Raw genomic sequence first — 16,379 nt, 5'->3', positions numbered from 1 at the left:
AAGGTCGGGCCGTGTACGCCTCGCCGATCGTCCTCGTCGTCCTCGCCGCCCTGTGGGGCGCCGCCGTCGGGCTGCTCGTGCCGCGGGCCGCGTACCGGCTGTCCGTGGCGCCCGAGGAGCCGTGGCGGGAGCTGTGCCCGGCCGGGCACGTCCTCACCGGTCCGGCGGGCGGCTGGCTCGGCGGGCCCGGCCGGGCCGGGTGCGCGACGACGCCCGCGCCGCTCGCCGTGCCGCTGCTCACCGCCGCGGTCTGCGCGCTGCTCGCCGCCGCCACCGGCGGGCCCCGGCCCGAGCTGGCGGTGTGGCTGCTCGCGGCGCCCTTCGGGGTGCTGCTCGCCTGTGTCGACGTACGGGTGCAGCGGCTGCCGGACGGGCTGACGCTGCCGCTCGCGCTCGCCGTGCCGCTGCTCCTGGGGGCCGCCGAGCTCCTCCCGTACGACGCCGGGTCCTGGCCGTCGGCGCTGCTCGGGGCCCTCGCGCTCGGCGGCGGCTATCTCGCCCTGCACCTGATCAGCCCGCAGGGCCTCGGCTTCGGCGACGTGAAGCTGGCGCTGCCGCTGGGCGCCGCGCTCGGCTGGTACGGCTGGGGCGTCCTCTTCACCGGCGCGTTCCTCGGCTTCCTGCTGGGCGCCGGATACGGCTTCGGGCGCGTCCTCCTGGGGCGCGCGGGCCGCTCCTCCGCGATCCCCTTCGGGCCCTTCATGCTCGCCGGCGCCCTCCTCGGGCTCGCCCTCGGCGCCTTCACCGCCGTGCCGTGACCAACGGCGGCGTCAACGGGGGAGCGGCGCCGGGCGTTCCCCCGTCGGAGGGACGGAAGTCCGCCGCCACGCCGGGCACAAAACCGCCACACGGGCCCGGAACCCTTGCGGCGCCTGGGATCCGGGGAAATCCGCGCGGATCGTTCGGCGCACGTGGCGCGCAGCCCGACTATTGAAGGGTTATGGTGGAACCCCCCCCTCGGGCCGGTCCGTATCCCCCCCACGGACCGGCCCGTTTTTTCTTTCCTACCCGCCGATTCCCGCCCGGCGGGAGGGCGGGTCAGCCCCGGCCGGCCCAGATGTTGGTGCCCTCGGTGTCGACGGCGAAGGAGTCGATCTCCTTCAGCTCCTCGTCCGTCAGCGGTGCCGACGCCAGCGCCGCCACGTTCTCCTCCAGCTGCCCGACGCTCGACGCGCCGATCAGGGCCGAGGTCATCCGCGGGTCCCGCAGCACCCACTTCAGCGCCAGCTGGGCGAGGGACTGGCCGCGCCGCGCGGCGATGTCGGCGAGGCCGCCCAGCCGGCGCAGCACCTCGTCGGAGAGCAGGTTCGGGTCGAGGGACTTGCCCTGGGTGGCGCGGGAGCCCTCCGGGATGCCCTTCAGGTACTTGTTGGTGAGCAGGCCCTGGGCGAGCGGCACGAAGGAGATGCAGCCCATGCCGGCCGCCTCCAGGGTGTCGAGCAGGCCGTCGTCCTCGATCCAGCGGTTGATCATCGAGTACGAGGGCTGGTGGATCAGGGCCGGGACGCCCATCTCCTTCAGGAGCCGCGCGGCCTCGGCGGTCTGCTCCGCGTTGTACGAGGAGACGCCGACGTACAGCGCCTTGCCCTGCTGGACCGCGGAGGCGAGCGCCCCCATGGTCTCCTCCAGCGGGGTCTCCGGGTCGAAGCGGTGCGAGTAGAAGATGTCGACGTAGTCGAGGCCCATCCGGTCCAGGGAGGCGTCGAGCGAGGACAGCAGGTACTTGCGGGAGCCCCACTCGCCGTACGGGCCGGGGTGCATCAGGTAGCCGGCCTTCGTCGAGACGATCAGCTCGTCGCGGTAGGGCGCGAAGTCCTGGGCGAAGATCTTGCCGAAGTTCAGCTCGGCGGAGCCGGGCGGCGGACCGTAGTTGTTCGCCAGGTCGAAGTGGGTGACGCCGAGGTCGAAGGCGCGGCGCAGGATCGCGCGCTGCGAGTCGAGCGTGCGGTCGTCGCCGAAGTTGTGCCAGAGGCCGAGGGAGACGGCGGGGAGCTTGAGCCCGCTGCGGCCCGAGCGGCGGTACTCCATGGAGTCGTAGCGCTCCGCGGCGGCGCGGTGGAGGGGGGAGTCAGTCACGTATCTCTGCTTATCACGGACTTGTGACAGTCCCGTAGGGACTTGTGACACGCCCGGGCTGGGAGCCTTCACCCGACGGCAGTAGTGTGGCGGCTTGCGAACCGCCCGCCCATGGAGGGGTAAAGAACAGTGAACCTGCGCGACCTGGTGTACGGGCTCTACGCACGCCGGGTGGAAGGCCGACTCGACCACGATCAGGTGCCCAAGCACATCGGGGTCATCCTCGACGGCAACCGGCGCTGGGCGAAGGCCTCCGGCGGTACCCCCGAGCAGGGACACAAGGCCGGCGCGGACAAGATCCGGGAACTGCTCGGCTGGTGCGGTGAGACCGACGTCGAGGTCGTCACGCTCTGGATGCTCTCCACGGACAACCTGAACCGTCCCGAGGCGCAGCTGGTGCCGCTGCTCGGGATCATCGAGGACGCGGTGAAGGCGCTGGCCTCGGACGGCCGCTGGCGGGTGCACCACGTGGGCACCATGGACCTGCTGCCCGGCCGGACGCAGACGGTGCTCAAGGAGGCCGAGGAGGCCACCCGCACCAACCCCGGGATACTCGTCAACGTCGCCGTCGGCTACGGCGGCCGGCAGGAGATCGCCGACGCGGTCCGCTCCCTCCTCCTGGACCACGCCGAGCGCGGCACCGGCTTCGAGGAGCTGGCCGAGACCGTCTCCATCGACCTCATCTCGGAGCACCTGTACACCCGCGGCCAGCCCGACCCGGACCTGGTGATCCGCACCAGCGGCGAGCAGCGCCTCTCCGGCTTCATGCTGTGGCAGAGCGCGCATTCCGAGTACTACTTCTGCGAGGTCCACTGGCCGGCCTTCCGCAAGGTCGACTTCCTCCGGGCGCTGCGCGACTACGCGGCCCGGCACCGGCGCTACGGCACCTGAGGCCCGCACCCTTCCCGAGTCACCGGACGTTCACGAACACGCCGTCATATGCCGTGGCATGGCGAGGAGTGTTCGAGGGAATAAGCCTGGTGAAGTGAGCGGCACGGAGACCGCCACCCGGGAGGCCCCTTGCACCAGGACGACCGTGCGGGACACGCACGGGAGACGCGGAGGGCCGGAGTTCGGCCCGCGCTGGGCGGTCCGATCCCGGTCCCATTCCGCCGCGACACCGGTTGTCCCGTCGCACCCCGGCCTCATTCGGGTCTTCAGAGGGGGTCTGTCCTTCCGTGGTGACCAGCACGAAGCGCCGCCTTTCCGACCGGCGCACCTATGTACTCGACACCAGCGTCCTGCTCGCCGACCCCAAGGCGATGTCCCGCTTCGAGGAGCACGAGGTCGTGCTCCCCATCGTGGTGGTGACCGAGCTGGAGGCGAAGCGGCACCACCCCGAGCTCGGCTACTTCGCCCGGCAGGCGCTGCGCCTGCTCGACGACTTCCGGGTCCGGTACGGCCGCCTCGACGCGCCGCTCCCGATCGGGGACCTCGGCGGCACGCTGCGGGTCGAGCTCAACCACTCCGACCCCTCCGTCCTGCCGGCCGGCTACCGGCTGGGCGACAACGACTCCCGGATCCTCGCGGTCGCGCGGAACCTCCAGGCCGAGGGGTACGACGTCACCGTCGTCTCCAAGGACCTGCCGCTGCGCATCAAGGCGTCCTCGGTGGGCCTGCTCGCCGAGGAGTACCGCGCGGAGCTCGCCATCACGGACGCCAACGGGTGGACCGGGATGTCCGAGCTGTCCCTCTCCGGCGAGCAGGTCGACCTCCTCTACGACCAGGATCGGCTGTACGTGCCCGAGGCGGCCGAGCTGCCCGTGCACACCGGCCTGGTGCTCCAGTCGGAGCGCGGCAAGGCCCTCGGCCGGGTCGGCGCGGACGGGAACGTACGGCTGGTCCGTGGCGACCGGGAGGCCTTCGGGATCCGCGGCCGCAGCGCCGAACAGCGCATCGCCCTCGATCTGCTGCTCGACCCGGACGTCGGGATCATCTCGATGGGCGGCCGGGCCGGCACCGGCAAGTCGGCGCTCGCGCTCTGCGCGGGCCTGGAGGCGGTCCTGGAGCGCCGGCAGCACCAGAAGGTGATGGTCTTCCGTCCGCTGTACGCGGTCGGCGGCCAGGACCTCGGCTATCTGCCGGGCAGCGAGTCCGAGAAGATGAGCCCCTGGGCGCAGGCGGTCTTCGACACGCTCTCGTCGGTCGCGGGCCGCGAGGTGATCGAGGAGGTGCTGTCCCGGGGGATGCTGGAGGTCCTGCCCCTCACCCACATCCGGGGCCGCTCGCTGCACGACGCCTTCGTCATCGTCGACGAGGCCCAGTCCCTGGAGCGGAACGTCCTGTTGACCGTTCTGTCCCGTATCGGCGCGAATTCGCGGGTGGTGCTCACCCATGACGTCGCCCAGCGGGACAACCTCCGGGTGGGGCGGTACGACGGAGTCGTCGCCGTGGTCGAGAAGCTGAAGGGGCATCCGCTCTTCGCGCACGTCACCCTGACCCGCTCCGAGCGGTCCCAGATCGCGGCCCTGGTGACCGAGATGCTGGAGGACGGCCACCTGTAAGCATCGGATGCCCGATTGGTACCGATTGACTCCCGTACGGGAGTTGGCGCCGCCCGGCGAAGCGCAGGAGCTTAGCCGGGCGGCGCCCCTGTGTCCGCAACATCCGTCAAAACACCTGCGTCCAATGAGGTGTGAGCTTTCACACTCAACACGGAATTGCCTTGCGGCGTCCGCGTCCGGCAGAGTCTTGCTTCCGTCAGGCCCCGCATACGGCACCCGTGCATCCTCGATCCCTTCGAGCGCGCACCGCACCACCGCACAACTCCACAGACGTCGTCGTATGCCGCCCACAGCACCACGGGCCCGTGTCTTCTGTGACCGGTACGACGAAGACCAGCGCCAGGGGCACGATTTCGCCCGCGAGGTCACCATTGCGGGCGATGCTGGAAGGAAACCGTGTGAGCCGGATCTCGGTCCGGGGATTCGCGGTGGCGTCTGCCACTGCGGTCACCACCGTCGGCGCCGTCGTCGGCGTCGCCACGGGCAACGCAGCCCAGGCCACCTCTGACGACAACTTCGAGGCCACCGCGGCCGACAGCACGCTGCTCGCGGACATCCCCGCGGGCGCGCAGGCCCAGGTCCAGGTCGCCTCCCTCGCGGAGCAGGCCGACGTCCAGGCCGCCGCCGCGGACGCCACCGCGCGCAAGGACGCCGAGGAGGCCGCCCGCCTCAAGGCCGCCGAGGACGCCGAGGCGAAGAAGAAGGCCGCCGACGAGAAGGCCGAGCGGGAGAAGAAGGAGCGCGAGGAGCGGGAGGCCCGCGAGAAGGCCGAGCGCGCCAGCCGCGACGCCGTGCGCGACGCGTCCAGCTTCGCCGCCCAGGGCTCGTACTCCGTCTCCGAGGTCAAGGCGATCGCCCGCCAGATGGTCCCGGCCTCGCAGTTCCAGTGCTTCAGCAACATCGTGAACCACGAGTCCACGTGGAACTACCGGGCGCAGAACCCTTCCTCCGGTGCCTACGGCCTCGTCCAGGCGCTGCCGGGTTCCAAGATGGCCTCGGCCGGCGCCGACTGGATGACCAACCCCGCCACCCAGATCAAGTGGGGCCTCAGCTACATGAACAGCCGCTACGGCAGCCCGTGCGGCGCCTGGTCGTTCTGGCAGGCCAACCGCTGGTACTAGACCGGCGCGCGCTCAACCCCGGGAAGCCCCGCACCGTCCTACGGTGCGGGGCTTCCTGCGTGTAGGTTGCCAGGGACCGAACGGGGGGAAGAGGAACGAGATGTCGAGACTGCCAGGATGGCTGAACCGACTGGGCGAGGGCATCAGCCGGGTGGGAGCCGCGCTGGACGCCCGACGCGCCGAGGCAGCCGAGGACCAGGAGCCCGACGGTCGGGCACGACCCGCCGGATCCGTCGGACCGGACGACGGACGGCCGCCGCTGACGCCGGCTCCCGAACGCGCGCCGGCCGGGGAGGGACCTTCCGGTGACGCCGCCGAGCCGCCGGCCGCCGGGGACTCCGCCGTCGCCGTGACCGAGGGCCGCACCGTACCCGCCCCGCCGGCATACGCCCCCGCCGTCCCCGCCCGCCCCGACCCGGTCTCCGCCATCCCGTGGGGACTGCGGGTCGCCGGCGAGGCCGGCTGGCGGCTGCTCGTCCTCGCCGGGACCGTCTGGGTCCTGATGCGGGTGATCAGCTCCGTCCAGCTCGTCGTCCTCGCCTTCGTCGCCGCCCTCCTGGTCACCGCGCTGCTCCAGCCCACCGTGGCCCGGCTGCGCACCATGGGCGTGCCGCGCGGGCTCGCCACCGCCATCACCGCCGTCTCCGGCTTCGTCGTGATGGGGCTGGTCGGCTGGTTCGTGGTGTGGCAGGTGATGGACAACATCGACAACCTCACCGACCGGGTCAGGGACGGCATCGAGGAGCTCAAGCGCTGGCTCCTCGACAGCCCCTTCCACGTGACCGAGCGCCAGATCAACGACATCGCGAAGAACCTCAGCGACACCATCGGCTCCAACGCCGAGCAGATCACCTCCGCCGGACTCCAGGGCGTGACCGTGATCGTCGAGACCATGACCGGCATCCTGCTCGCCATGTTCTCCACCCTCTTCCTGCTCCACGACGGGAAGCGGGTCTGGGAGTGGACCCTCAAGCTCGTCCCCGCGCAGGCGCGCCCCGGGGTCGCCGGCGCCGGTCCGCGCGCCTGGCGCACCCTCACCGCCTATGTGCGCGGCACCGTCCTGGTCGCCCTCATCGACGCGGTCTTCATCGGCCTCGGCCTGTACTTCCTGGAAGTGCCGATGGCGGTCCCGCTCGCCGTCTTCATCTTCCTCTTCGCCTTCATCCCGCTCGTCGGCGCCGTCATCTCCGGCGCCCTCGCCTGCCTGGTCGCCCTCGTCACCAACGGCGTGTTCACCGCGCTGATGGTGCTCGTGGTGGTCCTCGCCGTGCAGCAGATCGAGGGCCACGTCCTCCAGCCGTTCATCCTCGGCCGGGCCGTCCGCGTCCACCCGCTGGCCGTGGTCCTCTCGGTCGCCGCGGGCGGGCTGACCGCCGGCATCGGCGGCGCCGTCGTCGCCGTCCCGCTCGTCGCGGTCGCCAACACCGTCGTCGGCTACCTGAAGGCGTGGAGCCACGAACCCGCGCTGCTCACCGCGCCCGAGCCGCGCGGCGCCACCGCCTACGAGGTGGCCCCGACCCCGGCGCCCGGCTCGCCGGGCCGAAAGGAACTGACGTGATATCCGAGCCCGAGCTGGAGGGCGGCGCCCCCTACCGGACCGTCGAGGTGCTGACCGAGGAGCGGGAGCGCGCGCCGCGCCCGCCGCGGGCCCGCCGGCCCTGGCTGTGGGCGCTCGGCGGCGCGGTGGTCGCCTCGGCGGTGTGGGGCGGGGGGCTGTACGCGTACGGGCAGCGGGCGGAGCCGGGCCCGGACCTGGGCGGGTACAAGGCGCCGGTGGAGCTCTGCGAGCTCGCGGAGCTGAAGGCGCTCACGACGGTCCTCGGGAAGCGGTCCGACAGCGGCGGCGAGCCGGTCGTGATGGACGACCCGGCCGTGTACTCCACGGGTTGTGACGTCTCCTTCGGCCCGGAGGACAACGGGCACCAGGTCTCCCTCAGGTACACCCTGCACAAGATGACGGACCCGGGTCCCGAGTTCGGGCCCCGGGCGAAGCACTACGGCCTCGCCACACCGATCGGCGGGCTCGGGGAGCAGGCGTTCTTCGACGACAACGGTGGCGAGGGCGGGCAGCTGCACCTCCTCGACGGGCAGGCCGAGATCGAGCTGCACATCTACCGGAACTACACGCTCGACGACGAGGGCATGCCGATCGAGGAGCCCGAGCCGGTCGACCTCTCCGGCGTCGACGTCCCCATGACCCAGGACATGCTGGCGCTCATGAAGGCGCTCAAGAAGTGACGGAAGGGCCCCGGAGCACGCGGCTCCGGGGCCCTTTCCCGTACAGGTACGGAGTCCTACTCGGCGAGGACGGCCTCCGCGTCCAGGGTGACGGCGACCGCCTGGATCACCGCGGCGATCTTGAACGCCTCCTGGATCGTCTCGCGGTCGACGCCGGCCTTGCGCAGGACCTGCTCGTGCGAGTCCAGGCACTGGCCGCAGCCGTTGATCGCGGAGACGGCGAGCGACCAGAGCTCGAAGTCGACCTTCTCGACGCCCGGGTTGCCGATGACGTTCATCCGCAGACCGGCCCGCATCGTCCCGTACTCGGGGTCCGACAGCAGGTGCCGGGTCCGGTAGAAGACGTTGTTCATCGCCATGATGGCGGCGGCGGACTTGGCGGCCTGGTACGCCTCGGGCTTCAGGTTCGCCTGGGCCTCGGGCTCCAGCTCCTTCAGCACCTTCGGCGAGCGCGAGGCGATCGCGCAGGCCAGGACGGTGCCCCACAGCTGCTGCTGCGGGAGCTCGCTGTTGCCGATGACCGAGCCGAGGTTCAGCTTCAGGTCCTTGGCGAAGTCCGGTATGGCGGCCTTCAGCTCATCGAGGGCCATGCTCACTCACCGGCCAGGAGCGCGCCGGCGTCCAGGGTCGAGTCGCCCTTGTTCCAGTTGCAGGGGCAGAGCTCGTCGGTCTGCAGGGCGTCGAGGACCCGCAGGACCTCCTTGGGGTTACGGCCCACGGAACCGGCGGTCACCATGGTGAACTGGATCTCGTTGTTCGGGTCCACGATGAAGACGGCGCGCTGCGCGAAGCCGTCCTCGCCGCGCACGCCGCAGTCGCTCATGAGCTCGTGCTTCGAGTCGGCGAGCATCGGGAAGGGCAGGTCACGCAGGTCGGCGTGGTCCTTGCGCCAGGCGTGGTGGACGAACTCGGAGTCGCCGGAGACACCGAGGATCTGGGCGTCGCGGTCGGCGAACTCGTCGTTCAGCTTGCCGAACGCGGCGATCTCGGTCGGGCAGACGAAGGTGAAGTCCTTCGGCCAGAAGAACACCACGCGCCACTTGCCCTCGTAGGACTTGTGGTCGATCTGCTCGAACTCCTTGCCGCTCTCCAGCGACACGCAGGCGGTCAGGTCGTAAGTGGGGAACTGGTCACCGACAGTGAGCACGCGCTCTCCTTGCACAGGTCGGAAGAATCCCTTTTGAGGGCTTCCGTGAGGGGTTGGACGTCTCACATACTGGCACGGGGTGCATTGATCAGTGAAATAGCTAGAGTGGGTCGCGTTGATCGAAGGTGGTTATCAGTGGTTCCCGTCCGGCGCGTGAAGCAACCCAGCCTGTCCCAGCTCAGAGCCTTCGCGGCGGTCGCGGAGCATCTGCACTTCCGGGACGCCGCGGCGGCCATCGGGATGAGCCAGCCGGCTCTTTCGGGCGCGGTTTCGGCCCTCGAAGAGGCACTCGGTGTCCAGCTCCTGGAGCGTACGACACGGAGAGTGCTGCTCTCGCCCGCCGGGGAGCGGCTCGCGGCGCGCACCGGCGCGGTGCTCGACGCGGTGGCGGAGCTGATGGGGGAGGCGGAGGCCGCGCAGGCGCCGTTCACCGGGGTGCTGCGGCTCGGCGTGATTCCGACGGTCGCGCCCTATCTGCTGCCGACCGTGCTGCGGCTCGTCCACACCCGCTACCCGGAGCTCGACCTCCAGGTCCACGAGGAGCAGACCTCGTCCCTCCTGGAGGGGCTCGCCGCGGGCCGGCTCGACCTGCTGCTCTTCGCCGTGCCGCTCGGGGTGCCCGGGGTCGTCGAACTCCCGCTGTTCGACGAGGACTTCGTCCTGGTCGCGGCCGAGGGGCATCCGCTGGCCGGGCGGGACGGCATCCCGCGCGAGGCCCTCAGGGGGCTGCGGCTCCTCCTCCTCGACGAAGGGCACTGCCTGCGCGACCAGGCCCTCGACATCTGCCGCGAGGCCGGGCGGGAGGACGGCGCGGAGGTCACCACCACCGCGGCCGGCCTGTCGACGCTGGTCCAGCTGGTGGCCGGCGGGCTCGGCGTGACGCTGCTGCCGCGCACCGCCGTCACCGTCGAGACCGCCCGCAACACCGCCCTGAGCACCGGTTCCTTCGCCGCTCCCGCGCCCACCCGGCGGGTCGCCCTCGCGATGCGGGCCGGGGCGGCCCGCCACTCCGAGTTCGAGGAGCTGGCCGGGGCGCTGCGCGAGGAGCTGGCGGCGCTGCCGGTACGGGTGCTGGGGGCGGGTTCCTGAGGGGAGCCTGGGCACGGAAGGGCGCGGGTTCCCGAAACCCCCCGGTATCGGGAACCCGCGCCCTTTCTCCCGTACATCCGTCCGGCGGGTTACTCCGTGCGCAGGCCGTCCGCGCGCATCAGCCGCCACAGCGGGGGCAGGCTCAGCAGCGTCACGGTCGCGATCAGGCCGAGGCCGATCCCGACGACCGGCAGGAAGGACCACCAGTCCCGCACCTGCTGGCCGCCGAGGCGCAGCAGGACGACGCCGAGGGCGAGGCCGCCCGCCACGGCGAGGGCGAGCCCGAGGAGGATCGGCACCGCCGTCTGCCACAGCACCGACCAGCTCAGGGTCGAGCGCCGGGTGCCGAAGGCGACGAGCGAGGACAGCAGCCGCTTGCGGTCCCGCAGTTGCTCCAGGGTGGAGACCAGGAGCGAGGCCGCCACCAGGAGCATCGTCAGGGTGGAGCCGACGAGGATGCCGGTGCGGACGCTGGAGAAGGCCGCGTCGCGCTCGGTGTCCTTCAGGTCGCGGACGTAGGCCGCCGGGTCGATGTCCGCGGCCGCGTTCCGCACGAGGTCGGCGGCGTCGGGCACGGACGGGTCGAGCCGGACCATGATCTGCGCCTCGGGCGTGTCGAGGACGGCCGTGCCGATCGCCGACGGGGTGGCGAGCACGCCGTACTCGTACATGCCCGTCGGGGCCGGGCGGGAGTCGACGACCCGGGCGTCGGCGGGGATCCGCCACAGCGGCAGCGGGGTGCCGGCGGGGGGCTTCGGCGCGTCCGGGTGGGGGTGCGGGTCGCGCAGGGCGACCGTGGTGCCGGGCCGGGCGGCCCGGGTGACGTAGGAGTCGTCCGGGTTGCCCTGCGCGCCGTGCGCGAGGAAGACGAACACGTCGCCGTCCGTGCAGGACGGCAGGGTGGCGAACTCGCGGAGGGAGGCGCAGTCGCCGACCCGGAGCGAGGTCGCCGGGGCGAACTCCTCGCCCTTCCGCAGCGGTCCCGGCCGCCAGACGGTCGACCCGACGGTGCCGATCACGGCGTCGACGCCCTCGGTCCGCGCGACGCGGTCGATCACCCCGCGGGCCTCGGCGGCGGTCCTCGCGTCGGTGCCGAACACGATCTGGGCGCGGGACGAGTCCTCCCCGGTGAGCTGGGTGAAGTCGCTCTCCATCGCCTGGAAGAGCATCTGGAGCGCGATCGCCCCGGTGGCCGCGACGACGATGCCGCTGACCGCGCGGGCCGCCGTGCCGGAGCTCAGCTGGAGCCTGCGGACCGCGAGCTGCCAGGCCACGGGCCCGGTGCCGAGCCGTTTGACGCCCGCCTCGACGAGCCACGGCAGGAGCGTGGTGAGGCCGATCAGGGCCAGCGTGGTGCCGGTGACGACGCCCACGGTGTCGATGCCGGTCTGGGTCGGCTGGATGTCGCCCATGAGGGGGACGAGGAAGGCCGCGCCGGCCGCGAGGAGCAGGAGCCGCCACCACAGCCGGCGGCGGCGCGGGGTGGAGACGCGGACGACGCCGAGCGGCTCGACGACCACGCCGCGCATGGCGAAGAGGGTGACCACGACGGAGGCGACCGGGACGACGACGAGGACGAGCGCGGCGAGCGCGGGCATCGGCACCACGTCGCCCGGGTAGGCGTTGACGTCCCAGATGGTGAAGGCGCCCGCGAACTGCCGGGCCGCCGCGAAGAGTCCGAGGCCCGCCAGGAGGCCGAGCAGCGCGCCCGCGAGGGACTCGCCGGCCGCGATCCGCCGGGTCGTGGCGGTGTCGGCGCCGATCAGCCGGAGCGCCGCGAGCCGCCGGTCCCGCTGCTCGCCGCCGAAGCGGACGGCGGTCGCGACGAAGACGAGCACCGGGAGGAGCAGGACGACGCAGGCGACGACGACGAGGAGGATGAGGAACGCGTTCATCGGTTCCTCGGGCACCGACCAGCCGTAGCGGACGCCGCGCCCGTCGAGGTTCTCCTCGTCCAGGAAGTCGGCGTGGGCGACGTACCGCAGTTCGGCGGGGCCGATGAGGCCGGCCTCGCCGATCGTCCCGGCGACCTCGTAGGGCAGCCGTTCCTTGAGGAGGGCGCCCTCGGGGGAGTCGAGCAGCTCGCGGAGCGCGGGGGAGACCAGCATCTCGCCGGCCTTCGGGAACGCGTCGGCGCCCGGCGGGACCGGGGGAGCGTCGCCCTCGGGGCGCAGCAGCAGCCCGCTGATGACGTCGTCGCGGTAGACCGTGGTCCGCGAGAGGTGGAGGAAGGAGTCGGGCCGGGGCGCGTCGACCTGTTCGCTGCCGTCGACGGCGCGGACCGACTCCCGCACCTCCCGCTGGAAGAGCATGTTCGGGAAGGAGGCGGCGAGCAGCAGCAGGGCCACGCCGAAGCCGACGCCCGCCGCGGTGAGGAGCGTACGGAGGACTCCCGAGCGGCCGCCGGTGACGGCGAAGCGGGCGCCGAGGGCGAGGTCGCGGGCCCAGAGCCGGGGGCTCACGCGGCCCACTCCGTGGACCGGACCGCGCCGTCGCGGACGACGACCTCGCGGTCGGACCAGGCGGCGACGCGGGCCTCGTGGGTGACGAGGACGACGGCGGCGCCGGTGTCCCGGGAGGCGTCGGTGAGCAGCCGCATCACCCGCTCGCCGTTGAGGGAGTCGAGGGCGCCGGTCGGTTCGTCGGCGAAGATCACGCGCGGGGCGGAGACGAGGGCGCGGGCGACGGCGACCCGCTGGCCCTGGCCGCCGGATATCTCGCCGGGGCGTTTGGCCGCGGTGTCGTCGACCTCCAGGCGGGCGAGCCACTCGGCGGCCCGGGCCTCGGCGGCCTTCCGCTTCTCGCCGTTGAGTCGGAGCGGCAGGGCGACGTTCTCCACGCAGCTGAGCTCGGGAACGAGCTGGCCGAACTGGAAGACGAAGCCGAAGTCGGTGCGGCGCAGGGCGCTGCGGGCCGAGTCGGAGAGGGCGGTGAGGTCGCGCCCGTCGTAGGTGAGGGTGCCCGCGTCGGGGCCGACGATGCCGGCGAGGCAGTGCAGGAGGGTGGACTTGCCGGAGCCGGAGGGGCCCATGACGGCGACGACCTCGCCGGCGCGCAGCGCGAAGTCCGCCCCGGAGAGCGCGGTGGTGGGGCCGTACGCCTTGGTCAGGCCCTCGGCGCGGAGGAGGGGCGCGGTGGTCACCGGCGGACCTCCTCGGCGAGCCGGTCGAGGCGGGCGGCGGTGAGTTCGAGCCAGCGCAGGTCGGCCTCCAGGTGGAAGAGGGCGTGGTCGCAGATGAGCTGGTCGGCGAGGTCGCCGTCCTTCTTGCGGCGGGTGAGCTCGCGCATCAGGCGCAGGTGCTCGGCGCGCTGGGTGTCGAGCAGCTCGGCGGCCCCGCGGCCGGTCATCAGGGCGAGGACGACCTTGGTGTAGAGCGTGGACTGGAGGTACGGCTCCGGCTTCTCGGGGGTCGCGAGCCAGGCGGCGACATCGGTGATGCCGGCGTCGGTGATCGCGTACCGCTTGCGCTCGGGGCCGCCGCCGGCCTCGACGCCGTCGACGACGACGAGGCCGTTCTTCAGGAGGCGGGACATCGTCGAGTAGACCTGGCCGTAGTGGAGCGGCCGGTCGTGGCCGAACCGCTCGTCGAAGGCGCGCTTGAGGTCGTAGCCGTGGCGCGGGCCCGATTCGAGGAGTCCGAGAAGGGTGTGACCGATGGACATGGGCGTCACTGTACACCTGGTGTATACGCACGATGTATAGCGATCCCCGGTGGATACGCCCGCGTACGTACGGAAAAGCGGAACCGAACCTTCACGCAACCATCACGTCCGCTCGGGCGTCGGTTCCCCTGGGAGTGGGTGCTGATTCTCACGTCCTGAAAAGGCGTGATCGGTTGCCCTATGTCCGCAGTGTCGGTGTTAGCTTGCTGAGCTGATCCGGCGCGCCGGGCGACCGGGGGTGGCGGGACACACGACGAGCGGGAGCGACACACGACATGGGCCGACCGGACGCGAAGGCGAAGAAACGGGGCATACGCCGCCTCTTCACCTGGAAGAAGCTGCTGGGCACCTTCCTCCTGCTCTGCCTCATCGGCATCGGCGGCCTCTACACGGTCTACCTGCTGGTCCCCGTGCCCACGGCCAACGCCGAGGCGACCATGCAGAGCAACATCTACAAGTACGCCGACGGCAAGATCCTCGCCCGCACCGGCGAGATCAACCGCGAGATCGTGGGCCTGGAGAAGATCCCGCTCCCCGTCCAGCACGCCTTCGTCGCCGCCGAGAACAAGACCTTCTACAAGGACAACGGCGTCGACATCAAGGGCACCACCCGCGCCGCCTGGAACACCCTCACCGGCAAGGGCAAGCAGGGCGGCTCCACGATCACCCAGCAGTACGTCAAGAACTTCTACCTGAGCCAGGACCAGACGGCGACCCGCAAGCTCAAGGAAATGGTCATCGCCATCAAGGTCGACGAGGAGATGTCCAAGTCCGACATCCTCGCCGGGTACATGAACACCAGCTACTACGGCCGCTCCGCCTACGGCATCCAGGCCGCCGCCCGCTCGTACTACGGCACCGACGCCTCGAAGCTCACCACCGCCCAGGGCGCCTACCTCGCCTCGCTGCTCCAGGCCCCCAACCAGTACGACTGGACCTCCGCCAACGCCACCGGCCGGGCGCTCGTCGAGGAGCGCTGGAACTACGTCCTCGACAACATGGTCGAGATGGGCTGGCTCCCCGCCGCCGAGCGCGCCGGCCTGAAGTTCCCCGTCCCGCAGGCGCCCAAGCCGCTCCCCGGCATGGAGGGCCAGACCGGCTACATCGTCGAGGCCGCCAACCAGGAGCTGATGCGCCAGGGCGTCAGCGAGGAGGACATCAAGGCCGGCGGCTGGACGATCACCCTCACCGTCGACGAGCGGAAGCAGAAGGACCTCGTCGCCGCCGTCGACAAGGAACTCGAAGCCAAGCTCGACCGCAAGGGCGACAAGAAGGCCGCCACCGTCCAGGCCGGCGCCACCTCCGTCGACCCGAAGACCGGCGCGGTCGTCGCGATGTACGGCGGCGTCGGCGCCACCGAGCACTGGATGTCCAACGCCACCCGGCGCGACTTCCAGCCCGCCTCCACCTTCAAGCCGATCGTCCTCGCCTCCGCCCTCGACAACGAGGCCACCACCCAGGACGGCCGCGACATCGGCCTCGGCACGATCTACGACGGCGACAGCAAGCGCCCCGTCGTCGGCAGCAAGATCCCCTACGCCCCCGAGAACCAGGGCGACTACTCGTACGGCCCCGTCACCGTCCAGCGCGCCACCGACAAGTCCATCAACTCGGTCTACGCCCAGATGATCGTCGACGTCGGCGCCGAGAAGACCAAGAAGACGGCGCTCGCCCTCGGCCTGAAGGACGGCCAGGACTTCGCCCCCACCCCCGCCATGGCGCTCGGCACCATGGGCGCCTCCACCCTCGACATGGCCGGCGCCTACGCCACCCTCGACAACCACGGCCGCAAGGTCAGCCCGAGCCTCGTCAAGGCCGCCCAGCACCGCGACCGCCAGGTCGACACCGTCCGGCAGACCGGCGAACAGGTCATCAGCCGCCGGGCCGCCGACACCGTCACCAAGGCCATGAAGGGCGTCGTCGACAACGGCTCCGGCTTCCGCGCCGCCGGCGACTACGAGGCCGCCGGCAAGACCGGCACCTCCGAGAACAACCGCTCCGCCTGGTTCGTCGGCTACACCCCCGAACTGGTCACCGCCGTCGCCCTCTTCGGCGAGGACACCTCCGGCAAGATCGCCGAGCAGGTCACCCTCACCGACACCATCGAGCCCGGCCGCGCCAACGGCGGCGGCTTCCCGGCCAAGATCTGGGGCGCGTACACCGAGCGTGCCCTGAACGGCGGCTCCGACGCCGAGTTCGACCTGGAGACCGACGGCGGCTGGGACGGCGGCGGCCGCCTCCCGACCGGGACCGGCTCGCCCACCGCGACCGAGGAGCCCACCGAGGAGCCGACCGAGGCCGCCACGACCCCGCCGGCCCGCACCACCGCCCCGCCGACCACCCCGCCCACCACGCCGCCGACGACCGCGCCGACGACCACCCAGGCGCCCACCACCACCCCGCCGGTCCCGACCGGCGACCCCACCCGGGAGCCGACCACCACGGCGACCGTCCAGCCGCCCGACCCCGGCGTCCCGGACGGCGACGAGGGCGCCGTCCTGCCCGACGGCACCACCACCCGTCAGCCCCGCTGACCCCCGC

14 protein-coding genes are annotated in these 16,379 nt (G+C 71.9%); 8 read left to right on the top strand and 6 right to left on the bottom strand.

Annotated elements, in window-relative coordinates; all coding sequences use genetic code 11:
* The first annotated feature begins 11 nt into the window (after positions 1–11).
* The gene (locus HHL19_RS08780; RefSeq protein ID WP_169087334.1) at positions 12–758 is read left to right on the top strand and encodes an A24 family peptidase; all 747 of its coding nucleotides are present in this window, start codon (positions 12–14) and stop codon (positions 756–758) included.
* A gap of 280 nt (positions 759–1,038) precedes the next feature.
* Here HHL19_RS08780 and mgrA read toward each other — a convergent pair whose 3' ends face one another.
* Positions 1,039–2,076: an L-glyceraldehyde 3-phosphate reductase gene (mgrA, locus tag HHL19_RS08775; protein ID WP_169087332.1), complete on the bottom strand. Its 1,038-nt coding sequence runs from the start codon at positions 2,074–2,076 to the stop codon at positions 1,039–1,041.
* A gap of 129 nt (positions 2,077–2,205) precedes the next feature.
* Here mgrA and HHL19_RS08770 point away from each other — a divergent pair, with 129 nt between their 5' ends.
* The 5 genes from HHL19_RS08770 to HHL19_RS08750 all read left to right on the top strand — a co-directional run bounded on the left by HHL19_RS08770 (position 2,206) and on the right by HHL19_RS08750 (position 7,939).
* Positions 2,206–2,967: an isoprenyl transferase gene (locus HHL19_RS08770; protein ID WP_169087330.1), complete on the top strand. Its 762-nt coding sequence runs from the start codon at positions 2,206–2,208 to the stop codon at positions 2,965–2,967.
* A 287-nt stretch (positions 2,968–3,254) separates the two neighbouring features.
* The gene (locus HHL19_RS08765; RefSeq protein ID WP_169087328.1) at positions 3,255–4,580 is read left to right on the top strand and encodes a PhoH family protein; all 1,326 of its coding nucleotides are present in this window, start codon (positions 3,255–3,257) and stop codon (positions 4,578–4,580) included.
* Positions 4,581–4,978: 398 nt separating this feature from the next.
* Positions 4,979–5,701: a transglycosylase SLT domain-containing protein gene (locus HHL19_RS08760; protein ID WP_169087326.1), complete on the top strand. Its 723-nt coding sequence runs from the start codon at positions 4,979–4,981 to the stop codon at positions 5,699–5,701.
* 100 nt (positions 5,702–5,801) lie between these two features.
* Positions 5,802–7,259: an AI-2E family transporter gene (locus HHL19_RS08755; RefSeq protein WP_169087324.1), complete on the top strand. Its 1,458-nt coding sequence runs from the start codon at positions 5,802–5,804 to the stop codon at positions 7,257–7,259.
* On the top strand, positions 7,256–7,939 hold the full coding sequence (locus tag HHL19_RS08750) for a hypothetical protein (protein WP_169087322.1): 684 nt from the start codon (positions 7,256–7,258) through the stop codon (positions 7,937–7,939). Before HHL19_RS08755 ends, HHL19_RS08750 begins: the two co-directional genes overlap by 4 nt.
* Before the next feature lie 56 nt (positions 7,940–7,995).
* On the opposite strand, the gene HHL19_RS08745 is transcribed toward HHL19_RS08750, so the two are convergent.
* The gene (locus tag HHL19_RS08745; RefSeq protein ID WP_169087320.1) at positions 7,996–8,529 is read right to left on the bottom strand and encodes an alkyl hydroperoxide reductase; all 534 of its coding nucleotides are present in this window, start codon (positions 8,527–8,529) and stop codon (positions 7,996–7,998) included.
* Positions 8,530–8,531: 2 nt separating this feature from the next.
* The gene (locus HHL19_RS08740) at positions 8,532–9,086 is read right to left on the bottom strand and encodes a peroxiredoxin (protein ID WP_169087318.1); all 555 of its coding nucleotides are present in this window, start codon (positions 9,084–9,086) and stop codon (positions 8,532–8,534) included.
* A 153-nt stretch (positions 9,087–9,239) separates the two neighbouring features.
* Here HHL19_RS08740 and HHL19_RS08735 point away from each other — a divergent pair, with 153 nt between their 5' ends.
* Positions 9,240–10,175, top strand: a complete 936-nt coding sequence (locus tag HHL19_RS08735; protein WP_346768450.1) for a hydrogen peroxide-inducible genes activator — start codon at positions 9,240–9,242, stop codon at positions 10,173–10,175.
* Positions 10,176–10,264: 89 nt separating this feature from the next.
* Here the strand turns inward: HHL19_RS08735 and HHL19_RS08730 are convergent, their stop codons facing one another.
* From HHL19_RS08730 to HHL19_RS08720, 3 genes are read right to left on the bottom strand one after another with little or no spacing between them, the layout of a single operon-like run.
* Complete coding sequence (locus tag HHL19_RS08730; protein ID WP_169087314.1) at positions 10,265–12,637, bottom strand: ABC transporter permease; 2,373 nt, start codon at positions 12,635–12,637, stop codon at positions 10,265–10,267.
* On the bottom strand, positions 12,634–13,317 hold the full coding sequence (locus tag HHL19_RS08725; protein ID WP_169087312.1) for an ABC transporter ATP-binding protein: 684 nt from the start codon (positions 13,315–13,317) through the stop codon (positions 12,634–12,636). Before HHL19_RS08725 ends, HHL19_RS08730 begins: the two co-directional genes overlap by 4 nt.
* On the bottom strand, positions 13,314–13,838 hold the full coding sequence (locus HHL19_RS08720; RefSeq protein WP_169087310.1) for a PadR family transcriptional regulator: 525 nt from the start codon (positions 13,836–13,838) through the stop codon (positions 13,314–13,316). The genes HHL19_RS08725 and HHL19_RS08720 overlap by 4 nt, the downstream gene beginning before the upstream one ends.
* Before the next feature lie 275 nt (positions 13,839–14,113).
* Between HHL19_RS08720 and HHL19_RS08715 the strand changes: the two genes are divergently transcribed.
* Complete coding sequence (locus HHL19_RS08715) at positions 14,114–16,372, top strand: transglycosylase domain-containing protein (RefSeq protein WP_169087308.1); 2,259 nt, start codon at positions 14,114–14,116, stop codon at positions 16,370–16,372.
* Positions 16,373–16,379 lie beyond the last annotated feature (7 nt).

The organism is Streptomyces sp. R302 (genome assembly GCF_012927245.1).
In the GTDB taxonomy this organism is placed as follows: domain Bacteria; phylum Actinomycetota; class Actinomycetes; order Streptomycetales; family Streptomycetaceae; genus Streptomyces.
Note: the sequence above shows the minus strand (reverse complement) of the source record. Positions and strands in the feature narration are given on the sequence as shown.

What these genes read in the sequence shown, in the direction of transcription:
- HHL19_RS08715 (WP_169087308.1), top strand. Translation starts at nt 14,114, where the DNA reads ATGGGCCGACCGGACGCGAAGGCGAAGAAACGGGGCATACGCCGCCTC.
- HHL19_RS08745 (WP_169087320.1), bottom strand. Translation starts at nt 8,529, where the DNA reads ATGGCCCTCGATGAGCTGAAGGCCGCCATACCGGACTTCGCCAAGGAC.
- HHL19_RS08755 (WP_169087324.1), top strand. Translation starts at nt 5,802, where the DNA reads ATGTCGAGACTGCCAGGATGGCTGAACCGACTGGGCGAGGGCATCAGC.
- HHL19_RS08720 (WP_169087310.1), bottom strand. Translation starts at nt 13,838, where the DNA reads ATGTCCATCGGTCACACCCTTCTCGGACTCCTCGAATCGGGCCCGCGC.